Genomic DNA, 14,293 nt, shown 5'->3' on the forward strand with positions numbered 1-14,293 from the left:
TGGGAGGCACCGCCCCCGGCAGGAAAACGAAAGGCACTGCGATGACCACGCGCTCCACATCTCTTCCCGGCGGAACCTGGACGTTGGGCGACTCGACCGTCACCCGGTTCGGGTACGGCGCGATGCAACTCGCCGGTCCGTGGGTCATGGGGCCGCCCGCCGACCACGACGGCGCCCTGGCCGTCCTGCGCGAGGCAGTTGCCCTCGGGATCACTCACATCGACACCAGCGGCGCCTACGGGCCGCGCATCACGAACGAACTGATCCGCGAAGCACTGCACCCCTACCCGGCCACGCTGTTCATCGCCACCAAGGTGGGCGCGACCCGCGACGCCCAGGGCGGCTGGCCCACGGCCCGGCGCCCCACAGACCTGCGCAGGCAGGTCCACGAGAACCTCGAAACCCTCGGCGTCGACAGTCTCGACCTGGTCAACATGCGCATGGGCGACGCCGAGGGCCCTCAGCCCGGCTCGATCACCGAAGCCTTCGAGACGCTCGTCGACCTCCAGCGAGAGGGGCTGATCCGCCACCTCGGCGTCAGCAACGTGACCCCGGAGCAGATCGCCGAGGCACGCGCCATCGCCCCGATCGTGTGTGTGCAGAACATGTACAACCTCGCCCACCGACACGACGACGACCTCGTGGACCGCCTCGCCGCCGACGGCATCGCCTATGTGCCGTTCTTCCCCCTGGGAGGCTTCACACCGCTGCAGTCCGAGGCGCTCTCACAGGTCGCGCGCCGGCTGGAGACGACGCCGATGTCGGTCGCGCTGGCCTGGCTGATGCAACGCTCGCCCAACATCCTGCTCATCCCGGGTACGTCGTCCACCGCCCACCTGCGGGAAAACATCGCGGGCGCCCGGCTCTCCCTTTCCGGCCAGGATCTGGCCGAACTGGACACCATCGGTCGGCCGGGGGCCGACGTCGGGTGACGCAGCAGGGCGGTGACCCAACAGAGGCCCTGACCCGACCTGTTCAGCGTGAGCGGGCTGTCGGATCTCGGTCACGGCCTGATCGTGGGGTGCTGCCCGCACCAGCCGGTGGCGAGGACCACCTCACGCGCGCGACGTCTTCTCTCCTGACCGAATGTGCCTGCTCCTCTGGAAAGATCCGCGAGTACCTGGGCCGCCGGCAGATCCCGCACACGCGGTGGTTCGACCGGCGGCCGCACGCCCGGCTTCGATCGTGAGCAATACAAGACTACGGTTGCCCCACCATGCCCGATCTCTTCGGAATCAACCATCTGACGCTGTCCACGACCGACCTCGACCGGCTCGTGGCGTACTACACGGAGTTGCTCGGAGCAGCGCTCGCCTTCGAGCGCGCCGCAACCCCTTCTGATCCTCGGATCGCGGTCATCGACGTCGGAGGTGATGACCACCTGATGATCGTCGAAACCGCTGCCGCCCCCACCACCGGTCTCGATCCCCTCGGCAAGGCGGGATGGGGGCTGCGCGTGGGAACATACGGGAAGCTGTGCGAGGTTCGCGATCGAATCCTGGCTGCCGGGTGGCCGGTCGGACAGATCGAGACACTGCCCACGCAGTGGACGATGACAGCTCAAGATCCCGATGGACGCCCTGTGGACGTTCGAGCCCATCGCCCACGCACCGCATCGCCGTCACGAACCACTGATTAACGGCTGCCCCGAAGTTCAGAACACGCCCTACCGGTCGGCGGGGGACATCGTGCTCGACGCCTCGACCGTGTCCACCACAAGCCAGTGCTCCGAGAGGTAGTGGACCTCGTCACCGGCGTAGCCGAGCACGTACTGGACGTTCCCCGCCTGTTCCGGCAGGACGTCCTCCAGGACGAACGTTCCGTCCTCGGCGACCGGGACCGGCGGCAGGTCGGCGAACTCGGACCCGTTCAGGCGCTGCACAGTGATCCGCGGCGCCTGGGTGGGTGCGAGCCCGTCCAGGTCCAGTCGTCCGCTCACCCTGAACGGCTCGCCGGCGACGGCCGGGCCGTGCGTCACGTCCACGATGCGCGACGGCGCCAGAGCCTGACGGGTCTGGATCGTGTGCAGCCAGAATTTCGTGCCCTCCTCGTTGGAGGTCACGACGAAGAGCTGTTCCCCGTCCCCGGAGAACTCCATGCCCCGGGGGACGACGCGCCGGCCCGCGGCCTCGTCCTCGAAGCTGATGCGCAGCGGCTGCCGTTCGACGGACGGGTCGGCGAAGGCCAGGGTGAGGTCGGCTGCGTCACCGGATGCCGCGCCGCCTTGGGCGAACCACTTGCCGTCGGGACTGAAGGCCACGGCTGTGGGCGCCACACCCTCCGGCAGCGGCGTGTAGCGGTTCTCGAGGAAGCGGGCGTCCTGGCCGCCGAGCAGCACGGTTCCCCGGACCGCGTCCGCCACCGCGAGGACGGAGCCGTCCGCGGAGAAGTCGGCGTCCCGGAAGTCCATGCCCTCTCCCGTGCCGTCGTCGGCGAACCGGCGTTCGCCCAGGAACTCCAGGAGGTTCCCGTCCGCTCCGTCCGTCACCCGGTAGATGCCCAGATCAGGGTCGTCGGTCGCAGACCACCGCTCCGGAGCGGTCACCAGCAGACCCCCGGGCCCTGCCTCGAGGTGCATCCGGGTGCTCGAGTACATCACCTCCGCGGCCGTGTCGCCCTCGCCCGTCGCGGCGACGCCGACACTGCCCAGCCCGTCGGTGCAGCCGCCGGACGATGCGGCCGGCCGGCTGGTGAAGAACAGCCGCCCGCCGGTGTGCACCAGCTCCCGTCCACAGCCGTCGGCCGGCGCCGGAATCGGGTCGAGGGGATCCAGGAACCCGCTGGAGTGGGAGTAGGTCGCGATGTGGTCGGCCTGCCCGGCATAGACCTTCGAGCCGTCCGGCTCCACCGCGACGCCGGACAGGGGGGCGGGCATGTGGGCGCTCGCGACGGCGGGCCCGGCGCCGGCGTAGAGCACGCCGGTCAACTCGCCGTCCCGGGACCCGTCCGGATAGTCCTGCTCGCCGGCGATCCACACGCGCCGGCTGACGTCGTCCACGGTCATCTGGGTGAACGACGCGGCCGACAGCTCCATGCCCGGACCCGACGGCACCACGGCAGGCGCGGTGGTGTCCGGCGGGGCGGCCCCGACCGCCGCGGAGGCGGTGCCGGGGACCGCCATCAGCGCCGATCCGGCCAACGCACCCGCCAGCAGCACCGTCGTCAGTCTGCCGCCTCTTCCCGATGTGTTCGTCAACGCTGATCCCACCCCTGGTCCCCCTGTGCCACCGCGCCACCGCGGATCGGACGGCGCTCGTGATACGCAAACGCGGTCAATGATCCGAGACAAGCCGTCTCTTGTCACCGAATCCCCACAGTTGCGTCCGAAGAGCACACAAGTTGCGCCACTGTGCAGTGGGGCCGGCCCGCCGACCCGACGCTATGGGCATACGCGCTCCGTACGTGATGCATACGGGATGCGTACGGTTGACGCTAGAGTGTCGTGCCCAGGAGGTGCTCCATGTCCGAGCTGTTCGACGCGGTCGACGCCCTCGTCGCGTCGCGCTCCGCACTGCCGTCGGTGGCGGAGCGCAAGCGGTTGCGCACGGCGCACGGTTTGACGCTGGACGAGGTCGCCGCCGCGCTTAAGGTGCGGCGGGCCACGGTGTCCGGCTGGGAGTCGGTGAAGAAGCCGGTCGAGCCGCGCGGCCCGGAACGTGAGGCGTACGCCCGGCTGATGAGGCAGCTCGCGGAGCTCTACCCCGCGCCGGAGGAGCCGGCCGTCCCGGTGCCCGCCGTGCCCACCGACGCGCCCGCCCCGGCGCGGACCGAGGCGCCGGCCGCAGGTCCGGTCGTCGAGGAGGCCGCCACGCCGCCGGCCGAGAACAGCCGGCCCTCCGCTCCCGCATTCGTCGCCGGTCCTTACGCCGCCGCGCCCCGACCGTCGCGCGCGACCAGGCCGTCGTCGACGTCGCATGCTCCCGGCGCGAAGAAGGCGGCGCCGACCGGCGCGCCGGTGGGCGCCGAACCGCGGTTCGCGAACGGTCCGCTGGCGGTCGTCGACGCCGACGCCGACGGCCAGGTGTCGGCGTACTGCACCGCGGGCGTGGTCCTGGACGTGCCCGCCAAGAGCCTTCCGGCCCTGGTGGACTGGACGCTGCGCGAGGCGCGGCTCGGGCAGCCGAGGCTGTCGGGGCCCGGCAAGGACGCCGACCCGCTGCTCGTGCTCACCGAGTCCGCCCTGAAGCGCTACGGCCTGCCGACGACGCTCACGGAGCAGGAGCGGCTCGCCGGGCGGATTCCGGAGAACCACAAGGTCATCAAGCAGCTGGCCCGCGCGGAGTGGAAGCTGACCCGGCGCGGCTTCGGCCCGTGGGCGAGGATCTACCGACCCGCCCAGGGCTCGGAGCGGGCCTGCGTACAACTGTGCGTCCCGTCGTGGCACGCCCTCGACGCCCGGCACTGGGGCGAGGCCGGACAACTGGCGCCGGCGGAACTCGCCCGCGTGCTGGGCGTGTACGCCTCCAGGGTGATGACCCCGCGCGGATCCACCGCCGTGACCGGGCTGGAGCTGATGACCGCGCTGCACCCGCCGACCCGGGCCTCCGAGCCGGACGCGGCAGGCAAGCGGTACTCCGAACACAATCCCGGCAGCCTGGGCAAGGACCCCGTCGATCCGGCGCCGTGCGAGGCCCCCGACGGCCACCCGCTCCTGGCCGACCTGCCGCGGTTCCACGTCCGCGGACCCGGCGAGAAGCTGTTCGAGGAGGCATACGACTGGGCACGGCCGATGACCGACGCCGAGTGCACCCTGCGCCACCTGGTCGGCATCGACGTGAACATGGCCTTCGCGGCCGGCGCCAACGGCTTGAACGTCGGCCTCGGCGCGCCGACGCACGTGAAGGCGCCGGTGTTCGACGCGAAGCTGCCCGGCTCGTGGCTGGTCGACCTCTCCCACGTCGACCTGTCGAGGGTGAAGACCGGCAAGGACACCTGGACGGACCTCGACGCCAGTTTGCTGCCCTCGCCGTTCACGCCGAAGGGCGACCGGCCCACGGGCCCGGCCTGGTACGCCACGCCCACCGTGGCGTACGCGGTGGAGCTCGGCTACGAGGTACGCCCGCTGGAGGCGTACCTCCGTCACGAGAACGGCCGCTATCTGGACGGCTGGTACCAGCGGCTGCGCGACGCCTACCTCGCCACGATGGCCGGCCTCGGCGTCACCGCCGACATGTCACCGGCCGACTTCCTCACCGCGATGAACGGCTACAGGGACCGCGACCCCCAGCTCGCGATCGTCGCCTCCGCCGTCAAGGCGACGGTCAAGGGCGGCCTGGGCAAGCTGCGCGAACGCCCGCGCGGCGAGGGCTGGAAGCCCGGCCAGCCGTGGCGCGCCCTGTCCCGGCCCACCTGGCGGCCGGACATCCGCGCGGCGGTCATCTCCCGCACCCGGGTCAACCTCCACCGCAAGATCGTCAAGCACGCCGCCTTCACCGGCCAGTACCCGGTCGCGGTCCTGTCCGACTGCGTCGTCTACGCGTCCGACGGCCCCTCTCCGCTGGACTTCCTGCCCTACCGCGACGGCAAGCCGCTGCCCGGCGGCTTCAAGCTCGGCGTCAACCCCGGCCTGGTCAAACACGAGGGCACCCAGAGCGTCCTGTGGGGCGAAGAGGTCCGCGACCGGTTCGACGTCCCCGACCTCAACCTCGCCCGGTACATCAAGGACGGCACCGTCACCGACGTCGACCACGGCGAGTAGGGGAGCAGGCAGGCGATGAGCATGTTCGCAGAGGGCCTGGACGCCGCGGTGCAGAAGGCGTTCACCCGCCCGGCGCCCAAGACGGCGCCCGCGCAGATGCGCTACCTGGTCAGGCAGCTCAAGGGCACCCGCGCGGTCGCCCAGCTGCTGCGGATCTCCCAGCGCACCGTCGAGCGCTACGTGAAGGACCAGATCAGAAAGCCCCGCCCGGACCTCGCCGCGCGACTGGAGCGCGAGGTGAAGAAGCGGTGGCAGCCGCAGATCCGCGCCAGGGCCAAGGAGAGGGCGGCGACCACCGACGGCATCGTCGTCGACACCCGCGCCCGCCTGGGCTACACGGCACCGATCGGCTCGACCGACCAGGACCGCGTCCGGCACCTGACCGTCGCCCTGCCCCCGCCGTACGCCGCCCGCCTCTTCGAGGCCCAGGAGCAGGGGGCCGGAGACGCCCGCCTCCGGGAGATCACGGCCGAAGCCCTCAAGGAGGTCTACTTCCAGGACAACGGCCGCCGCGCCGGCTCCCTGGAAGAAGTCCGGTTCACGGACGTCGAGCACCTCGAGTTCGACCTGTAGTGGCAGCCCCTTGCACCGACGATCCCCGGTCTGCGCACAGGCCGGTGGTACGACGGTGCGGAGGGATGTCCGCCGTAGTCTGAGCCGGTGGGGAAAAGCTGTCGGCGTCGCGCGGGTACGGACGCGGTGGCGGCTTCTCGGTGGAGTGGCCGTACGAGCGGGGGCCCGATGGCCGCCGCCATAGGGTCAAGACGTTGGACACACGCGAGATGAGCAACGTCCTGCGCCGGTCGGTCCTCGCTGCGGGATGGCCTGGGCGCCCCAGTCGGTTCCGGCTCCAACCGGCCTGGGAGGCATGGACGCAGACGGGAGCGAGGGCCGGACCGTAGGTCCGTGGCCCTCGGGCCGCCGGCCCGTCACCATCGAGGGTGACGGGCCGGCGACCTGAGCCGATCTCGGCGAGTGGCCGCGGCATCGAGGCGGCCGGAGTGGCACGCGGTGCGGCGGCTCGCCGCTGTTACAGCGTCACGGCCTTGCCGCCGAGGGTGACGGTGAGCTTGCCGTCGGTGGCGAACGACCAGCCGAGGGCGCCGCTGTAGGAGGAGCAGCGGCTGCCGTTCGTGCCGGTCCAGAACTGGTTGGAGCTGTCCGCACTCCCGACGGTCTTGTCGTTCGAGCCGGACACCGAGAACCGGCACGAGGTGTTGGAGCGGAACACCGACGTGCCCTTGTCGAACGAGTAGTTGCGCTCCGCGTTGTCGATGCTCAGGTTGTTGGAGATCGCCATGGAGCCCGGATTGCTGTTGTACGTGAACCCGTGGTGGCCGTTGTCGAAGGCGATGCTGCGGCGCACGACGTGGTCGACGGCGATGTCGTCGCCGCCGAGCTTGTAGCCGTTGCGGTCGCCGTTGGTGTTCACGGTGCCGTCGCTGAGCGTGCCGTTGCCGTACGCGAGGGAGTCCTCGATGGTGACCGGGCCGATCGCGCCTGTGTCGGTCTTGGTGTACAGGTCCCAGCCGTCGTCGATGTTGTGGTGGGAGACGGCGTAGCGGAAGACGTTGCCCTTGCCCGTGGTGAGTTTGGCGGCGAACCCGTCCGCGTCCTCTCCGTCGGAGTCGGCGTTGTCGTGCGACTCGGCGCTCACGATCAGGTTGTTCGCCGGCCACTGGCTCGCGGGCGTGCTGGAGGAGATCCGGCCGAGTTGGAGGCCGGTGTCGCGGTTGAAGCGGGTGACGGTGCGCTCGATGACGTTGTTGCTGCCGCCGACGTAGATGCCGTTGTCCCCGGCGTGCTCGACGACGATGCCCTTGACGTGCCAGTACGAGCCGTTCACCTGGAGCCCGCGGTTCGTCGAACTCTCGCTCTGTGCGGAGAAGTCGAGTACCGGCTTCTCGCTCGCGTAGGCGGAGATGGTGGTGCGCGCGGATGCGGTGCCGTTCTGTCCCTGGGGCACGGTGACGGTCTGGCTGTACGCGTACGTCCCGCCGCGCAGGTAGATCGTGCCGCCCGCGGCGACCCGGCTGATCGCCGAGGCCAGCGTCGTCGGGTCGGCCAGGGTGCCGGCGGCGCCCGCGGTCCCGGACGGCGCGACGTACACGGTGGTGGCGTCCTGTGCCGCGGCCTGCGCGGTGGTGCCGGAGGCCACCGTGGCCAGAGTGCCGGCGAGCAGGCCGAGGGAGGCGGCGAGAGCTCTCAGTTCCATCGTTCGATCTCCAGGTGTGGGGTGGGTCGATGGCCGGTGCTGCCGGGTACTGGCCGGTTCGGGCACGCGTGAACCGGGCGCGGTGCGGGCAGGCAACCCGGGGCGATAGAAAGCGCTATCTGCTCGGAAACCGTAACGGCCTGGCATGGGCAGGTCAATAATCAGGTAGATGTCTGTGGGTCATCTATGTGAACTTGACCGAACGCTGACGTACAGCCTCCGCCCCGTCCGCGGGCACTCGGGTGCGGTGCGCACATGCCTGCCGCCGCCCGCTCCAGCGTCCTCTCCGCAGGGCAGACGTCGATACTCTGCTGGTCGTCTGTTCACGGGTGGGCGAGGCACTCGCCCACCCTCAGTTGTCGGAAGGCGCCGTATGAGCATCCTGGAGAACGCGGAGAACGCAGAACCCGCCGAGGACTCCGGCGGGACGCGGGAGGCCGACGTGCGGGCCCGTAAACAGCGGCTGCGCCGGCGGCTGGAGCGCCTGATCGGCATTGCGGCCACCGAAGGCAACGCGCTCATACCCTTGCGCAACGGTGATGCGATCTTCCCGGCGATGCTCGACGCGGTGCGCGCCGCCGAGCGCACCATCGACATGATGACCTTCGTGTACTGGCGTGGTCAGATCGCCCGCGACTTCGCCACCGCGCTCGCCGACCGTGCCCGGGCGGGGGTGCGGGTACGGCTGCTGCTCGACGGGTTCGGCGCCAAGGAGATCGAGCAGCACCTGCTCGATGCCATGGAGGGCGCCGGCGTCCAGGTGGCCTGGTTCCGCAAACCGCTGCGGCTGTCGCCGTTCAAGCAGAACCACCGCTGCCACCGCAAGGCCCTTGTCGTCGACGAGCACACCGCCTTCACCGGCGGCGTGGGCATCGCCGAGGAGTGGTGCGGTGATGCCCGCAACCCCGGCGAGTGGCGCGACACCCACGTGCAGGTCCGGGGCCCGGCCGTGGACGGGATCGCCGCCGCGTTCGCACAGAACTGGGCCGAATGCCACGACGAGCTCTTCGACGACCGCGACCGCTTCACCGGACACGACCAGGTCGGGACCTCGACCGTGCAGGTCGTGCGGGGTTCGGCCAGCTTCGGCTGGCAGGACATGCAGACCCTCATCCGCGTCATGCTCACCTCCGCCGAGGTGCGCTTCCGGCTGGCCACCGCCTACTTCGCCCCGGACCGCTACTTCATCGACCTGCTGTGCGCGACCGCCCGCCGCGGCGTCACGGTGGAGATCCTGCTGCCCGGCCCGCACACCGACCAGCGTGCCTGCCAGCTGGCCGGTCAGCACCACTACACCCGACTGCTGGAGGCGGGCGTGTCCATCCGCCAGTACCAGCCCACCATGCTGCACGCGAAGATCATCACCGTGGACGGGGTGGCGTCACTGATCGGCTCGACCAACTTCAACCGCCGTTCCATGGACCACGACGAAGAGGTCATGCTCGCCGTGCTGGACGAGACGTTCACCGCCGTGCTCGACCGGGACTACGACGCGGACCTGGAACGCAGTGTGACCATCGACCCGGGCCGCTGGAGGCGGCGGGCGGCCGTGCAGCGGCTGCGGGAGGCCGCGGTCGTCCCCGTCAGACGGTTCCTGTGAGCCGCGGAGCGGCGGACACGGCATCGTGCCCCCGGCACGCGAACGCCCCCTGCGGATCGACGCCGAGCTGGCGGGGCAGACCCTCCGGCTGTCCCCGCGGACGGGACCGGGGCGGTGCCTTGCCGGAGTGTCACACGGCGTTGACGGTGTGCCGCACGACCGCGTCGAACAGGTAGCCCTGGGTGTTGTGGACGGTGGCGTCCGGTTGGGTCCGCCCCGTGGTGTCGGTTGCCCGGGCCAGCAACGTGTAGGTGCCGGCCGACGGCGGACGCCAGGGCGTCGACCAGCGTACCCAGCCGTCGCGCCGGGGCGCGTCGTGGAGCCGGGCGGCCGTCCAGCTGGTGCCGCCGTCGGTGCTCACGTCCACCCGCACGACCCCGCCCGCCCCGGACCAGGACCGTCCGGTGAGCCGGTGAGTGACGCCCGCCGTCAGGTTCGCCCCTCCGTCCAGCTCCCAGGCGCTCTTGATCGTCTGCCGGGTCAGGGGAGCACTGCCCCCGTCCGGGTGGGCCTCGCCGAACAGGCGGTAGAAGTCGGTGTTCCACGGTGAGTACAGCGGTCGGGCGGACACCTGGATGTCGCCGACCCACTTGACGGAGGCGATGCCGATCCACGAGGGCACGAGGACCCGCACGGGATGCCCGTGGTCGGGCGGCAGCGGTGCGCCGTTCATCTCGTAGGCGAGCAGTACGTCGTCCAGTGCCTTGGACAGCGGCAGCGGACGGCGGACCCGGCCGAGGTTCGTGCCGTCGGCGGTGACGTAGTCGGCGTCGAGCCCCCGGGGCAGGACGTCCACGGCCCGTCGGCCGAGACCCGCGCGCTTCAGGACGTCCCCCAGGCGTGCCCCGCGCCAGCGGGCGACACCGACCGCGCCGAGGGTCCAGGCGGTGCCGCTGACCTCCTGGCCCTGCTGGCTGGTGAAGAAGCTGCGGCCGTTGCCCGCGCACTCCACGAACGCGCTGTGCGTGACGGACGGCAGCTTCTTCAGGTCGGCGAGGGAGAAGTCGACGGCTCGGTGCCGGGTGAGGCCGTCGCCCCAGACGGTGAGCTTCCAGTCGGCTGCCGCGAGGAGGGGTGTCGCGGTGTGGTTGCGGACGAAGAAGCGGTCGTTGGGGGTGTGGTAGCCGGTGCCCGCCAGAGCGGCGAACCGTGTCTCGGCGTTCGTGCCGCGCACGGTGAACAGATCCTCGGGCAGGGGTTTGACGATGCCGGGCGCGGCGGTGGCGGCGGCCGGAGTGCCCAGCGCGGCGGGTGCCGCGCCGGCGAGCGAGGCGGCGGCGAGCAGCCGGAGCATGTCGCGCCTGGAGACACCGTCGGCCCGGGCCTCTCCGGCGAGCCACTGCCGCAGTCTGCGTCGGTCGTAGGCGGATTCGGGGGTCTGCATCAGGGTCTGCCTTTCGCGGCGGGGCGCGGGGAGGTACCCCGCGGGACGGGGAAGGGAGAGGGGCGACCGTCCCGCGGAACGAAAGGACGGCGGCGGCACCGGCCGTGGATGCGGGGACACGCTTCCGGCCCGGCGCGAGAGAGCGCTTACGCGGTGAGGATCAACAACAGCCGTACGGCATGAGCGCGCGGGACCGCAGGGCGGTGAGGCGGCGTCGGCTGCGGATCACGGCGCCATCGTACGGAGGCGACGCGCTCTCGGGAAGAGGCAGATCCCGTGCCCGCCAAGGACGATGGGGTCGGCCGCAGGCCCCCTGCCGTCCGTCGTTTTGACATCCAACGTAAGTTCGATCATATTCCTCTCATGTCGTCCGTCCACGCCACCGCACGCGCCGCCATCGAGCTGGCGCTGATCGGCGTGACCCCGCTCTGCGTAGCCGACATTCTCTGTCGCTGACGTCCGCCTTCGGCGCGTACGTCGCGTTCCACGACCTTCACGACCCTCTCCCGAGCACGTTCGCCGTGCCTCGGGGCAAGTCGACGTCCGGTGGCCGCCGTGCCCGCGCCGGGGCGATCCCCCTCGCCAGCCGTTCCCCGTGCCACCCAGCCGTCTCCCGACCGAGACGGCTCACCCGAGAGGTCGTCCTCCCATGCGCCACCCGTCCCGCAGAACGCGCCGCGCCACCGCCGCGTTGACCGTCAGCCTGATCGTGACGGCCGGTGCGGCCGCCTGCGGACCCGACGACAACGACGCCAAGGCCGGTGGCGCCGGTGCCGAGCCCCACAAGGGCGGCACCCTGACGGTCCTGAACTCCGACCCGCAGCAGGACTTCGACCCGGCCCGCCTCTACACCTCGGGCGGCGGCAACGTCCCGTCCCTCGTCTTCCGCACGCTGACCACCCGCAACCGGGAGGACGGAGCCAAGGGCACGGAGGTCGTCCCCGACCTCGCGACCGACACCGGCCGCCCGAACAAGGACGCCACCGTGTGGACCTACACCCTCAAGGAAGGGCTCAAGTACGAGGACGGCACGAAGATCACGTCCGCCGACATCAAGTACGGCATCGAGCGGTCCTTCGCGGCCGAGCTGTCGGGCGGCGCCCCCTACCTGCGGGACTGGCTGATCGGCGGCGCCGACTACCAGGGCCCCTACAAGGCCAAGGGCAAGGGGCTCGACTCGATCGAGACGCCGGACGAACGCACCATCGTCTTCCACCTGAACAAGCCCGAGGGCGAGTTCCCCTACCTGGCCACACAGACCCAGTTCACGCCGGTGCCCAAGTCCGCCGACAAGGGCACGAAGTACGAGGAGCACCCGGTCTCCTCGGGGCCGTACAAGGTCGTCGAGAACCAGAACGACGGTGAGCGGCTGATCCTGGAGCGCAACGAGCACTGGTCGGAGAAGACCGACGAGGAGCGCAAGGCCTACCCGGACCGCATCGACGTCCGTTCCGGTCTCGACTCCTCGGTCATCAACCAGCGGCTGTCCGCCTCGCAGGGCGCCGACGCGGCCGCCGTCACCACCGACACCAACCTGGGGCCGGCCGAACTCGCCAAGGTCACCGGTGACAAGGACCTCGCGAGCCGGGTCGGCACCGGCCACTTCGGCTACACCAACTACATCGCCTTCAACCCGAAGGTGAAGCCCTTCGACAACCCGAAGGTGCGGCAGGCGGTCGCCTACGCGGTGGACCGCACCTCCGTGGTCAACGCGGCCGGCGGCTCCTCCCTGGCGGAGCCCGCGACCACCTACCTGCCGAACCAGAAGTCCTTCGGCCACACGGCGTACGACCACTTCCCGGCCGGCCCGTCCGGCAACGCGGCGAAGGCCAGGGAACTGCTGAAGCAGGCGGGTTACGCGAACGGACTGACCGTCACGCTGACCCACTCCAACGCCAAGGACTTCGAGACCAGCCCGGAGATCGCCACCGCCGTCCAGGACGCCCTGAAGAAGGCGGGGATCACGGTGAAGCTGGAGGGCCTGGAGGACAACGACTACAAGGACACGATCCAGGACGTGAAGACCGAGCCCGGGTTCTTCCTGGCGCACTGGGGCGCCGACTGGCCCTCCGGCGGCCCCTTCCTGGCACCGATCTTCGACGGCCGGCAGATCGTGAAGGACGGCGCCAACTTCAACACCGGCCTGCTGAACGACAAGTCGGTCAACGACGAGATCGACGCCATCAACAAGCTCACCGACCTCGACGAGGCGGCGAAGCGCTGGGGTGCCCTCGACAAGCGGATCGGCGAGCAGGCACTGACGGTCCCGCTCTTCCACCCCGTCTACAAGCGGCTGTACGGCAAGGACGTCAAGAACGTCGTGATCAGCGACTGGACCGGCGTGCTGGACGTGTCCCAGGTCGCGGTCAACTAGGTCCGGGTGAAGCACGTCCATGAGTGAGGCCCGCGTGGCCGCCGAGGGAGCGAAGGCGAGCACCGTCACGGTGCTCGCCCCCGCCTCGGGGGCCCGACAGTTCTGGCGGCGGCTGCGGGTGCAGCGAGCCGCCCTCGTCGCGGCGTTCGTCGTCGCGCTGCTCGTCCTGCTCGCGCTCGCCGCGCCCCTGCTCACCGCCGTGGAGGGGCAGGACCCGACGACCTACCACCCCGACCTCGTCGACTCGGCACGCGGTGGTGTGCCCGTCGGCACGTTCGGCGGGGTGAGCGCCGACCACTGGCTGGGGGTCGAACCCCAGACGGGTCGCGACCTGTTCGCCCGCCTCGTGTACGGCGCCCGGGTCTCGCTCGGAGTCGCCCTGGCGGCGACGGTGGTCGAGGTCGGTGTCGGACTCGTCATGGGGATCGCGGCCGGGCTCGGCAACCGCTGGGTCGATCAGGCGCTGAGCCGGTTCACCGACGTGGTGGTGGCGCTGCCGCTGATGGTGATGTCCCTCGCGCTGCTCGCGATCGTGCCCAGTGGCTTCCCGCGTCCCGTCCTGGTGGCGAGCGTCATCGGACTGATCGGCTGGGGAGCCATCGCCAAGATCGTGCGGGCCCAGACCCTGACGCTGAAGCAGCTCGACCACGTCGCGGCGGCCCGGCTCAGCGGCTGGCGCTCGTGGCGGATCGCGCGCCGCGAGCTGCTGCCCGCACTGGCCGCCCCCGTCATCACGTACGCCGCCCTGCTCTTCCCGGTGAACATCAGCGCCGAGGCCGCGCTCAGCTTCCTCGGCGCGGGGGTGAAGCCGCCCACGCCGTCCTGGGGGCAGATGCTCACCTCGGCGAACGTCTGGTACCAGGCGGCACCGCAGTACCTGCTGCTGCCCGCCGGTCTGCTGTTCGTCACCGTGCTCGCGCTGACCGTCCTCGGTGACGGGGTGCGCAGGGCCCTCGACCCACGCGCGGCCGCCCGGCTGTCCGTGGGCACCGGCCGACGGAAGGAGGCGCGGGCATGAGCGC

Annotated in this window: 11 protein-coding genes; 8 read left to right on the forward strand and 3 right to left on the reverse strand. The window is 70.9% G+C overall.

Annotation, left to right across the window (positions count from 1 at the left end; translation table 11 throughout):
• The first annotated feature begins 41 nt into the window (after positions 1–41).
• A complete protein-coding gene (locus ACZ6IM_RS34485; RefSeq protein WP_052838555.1) occupies positions 42–932 on the forward strand; it encodes an aldo/keto reductase family oxidoreductase in 891 nt (296 codons plus the stop codon).
• A 284-nt stretch (positions 933–1,216) separates the two neighbouring features.
• Positions 1,217–1,639, forward strand: a complete 423-nt coding sequence (locus tag ACZ6IM_RS34490; protein ID WP_469562166.1) for a VOC family protein — start codon at positions 1,217–1,219, stop codon at positions 1,637–1,639.
• A 27-nt stretch (positions 1,640–1,666) separates the two neighbouring features.
• Here the strand turns inward: ACZ6IM_RS34490 and ACZ6IM_RS34495 are convergent, their stop codons facing one another.
• Positions 1,667–3,196: a WD40 repeat domain-containing protein gene (locus ACZ6IM_RS34495; RefSeq protein WP_469562169.1), complete on the reverse strand. Its 1,530-nt coding sequence runs from the start codon at positions 3,194–3,196 to the stop codon at positions 1,667–1,669.
• A 264-nt stretch (positions 3,197–3,460) separates the two neighbouring features.
• On the opposite strand from ACZ6IM_RS34495, the gene tap reads away from it, so the two are divergent.
• Entirely contained in the window at positions 3,461–5,698 is a 2,238-nt protein-coding gene (gene tap / locus ACZ6IM_RS34500; protein ID WP_469562173.1) for a telomere-associated protein Tap, read from the forward strand.
• Between the two features lie 15 nt (positions 5,699–5,713).
• Positions 5,714–6,271, forward strand: a complete 558-nt coding sequence (gene tpg, locus ACZ6IM_RS34505) for a telomere-protecting terminal protein Tpg (RefSeq protein WP_469562176.1) — start codon at positions 5,714–5,716, stop codon at positions 6,269–6,271.
• Positions 6,272–6,728: 457 nt separating this feature from the next.
• On the opposite strand, the gene ACZ6IM_RS34510 is transcribed toward tpg, so the two are convergent.
• Positions 6,729–8,060 (reverse strand): right-handed parallel beta-helix repeat-containing protein, encoded by a 1,332-nt coding sequence (locus tag ACZ6IM_RS34510; RefSeq protein WP_469562179.1) that lies wholly within the window; start codon positions 8,058–8,060, stop codon positions 6,729–6,731.
• A gap of 226 nt (positions 8,061–8,286) precedes the next feature.
• Here ACZ6IM_RS34510 and ACZ6IM_RS34515 point away from each other — a divergent pair, with 226 nt between their 5' ends.
• The gene (locus ACZ6IM_RS34515) at positions 8,287–9,513 is read left to right on the forward strand and encodes a phospholipase D-like domain-containing protein (RefSeq protein ID WP_469562182.1); all 1,227 of its coding nucleotides are present in this window, start codon (positions 8,287–8,289) and stop codon (positions 9,511–9,513) included.
• 130 nt (positions 9,514–9,643) lie between these two features.
• Here ACZ6IM_RS34515 and ACZ6IM_RS34520 read toward each other — a convergent pair whose 3' ends face one another.
• Positions 9,644–10,897, reverse strand: a complete 1,254-nt coding sequence (locus ACZ6IM_RS34520; RefSeq protein ID WP_052838550.1) for a sulfite oxidase — start codon at positions 10,895–10,897, stop codon at positions 9,644–9,646.
• Between the two features lie 363 nt (positions 10,898–11,260).
• Between ACZ6IM_RS34520 and ACZ6IM_RS34525 the strand changes: the two genes are divergently transcribed.
• From ACZ6IM_RS34525 to ACZ6IM_RS34535, 3 genes are all read left to right on the forward strand, one after another.
• Positions 11,261–11,353: an Ms4533A family Cys-rich leader peptide gene (locus ACZ6IM_RS34525; RefSeq protein ID WP_342450755.1), complete on the forward strand. Its 93-nt coding sequence runs from the start codon at positions 11,261–11,263 to the stop codon at positions 11,351–11,353.
• A 193-nt stretch (positions 11,354–11,546) separates the two neighbouring features.
• Positions 11,547–13,271: an ABC transporter substrate-binding protein gene (locus ACZ6IM_RS34530; RefSeq protein ID WP_469562185.1), complete on the forward strand. Its 1,725-nt coding sequence runs from the start codon at positions 11,547–11,549 to the stop codon at positions 13,269–13,271.
• Between the two features lie 19 nt (positions 13,272–13,290).
• Complete coding sequence (locus tag ACZ6IM_RS34535; RefSeq protein WP_052838548.1) at positions 13,291–14,289, forward strand: ABC transporter permease; 999 nt, start codon at positions 13,291–13,293, stop codon at positions 14,287–14,289.
• Positions 14,290–14,293 lie beyond the last annotated feature (4 nt).

It is taken from the genome of Streptomyces sp. NPDC042336 (assembly GCF_055581985.1).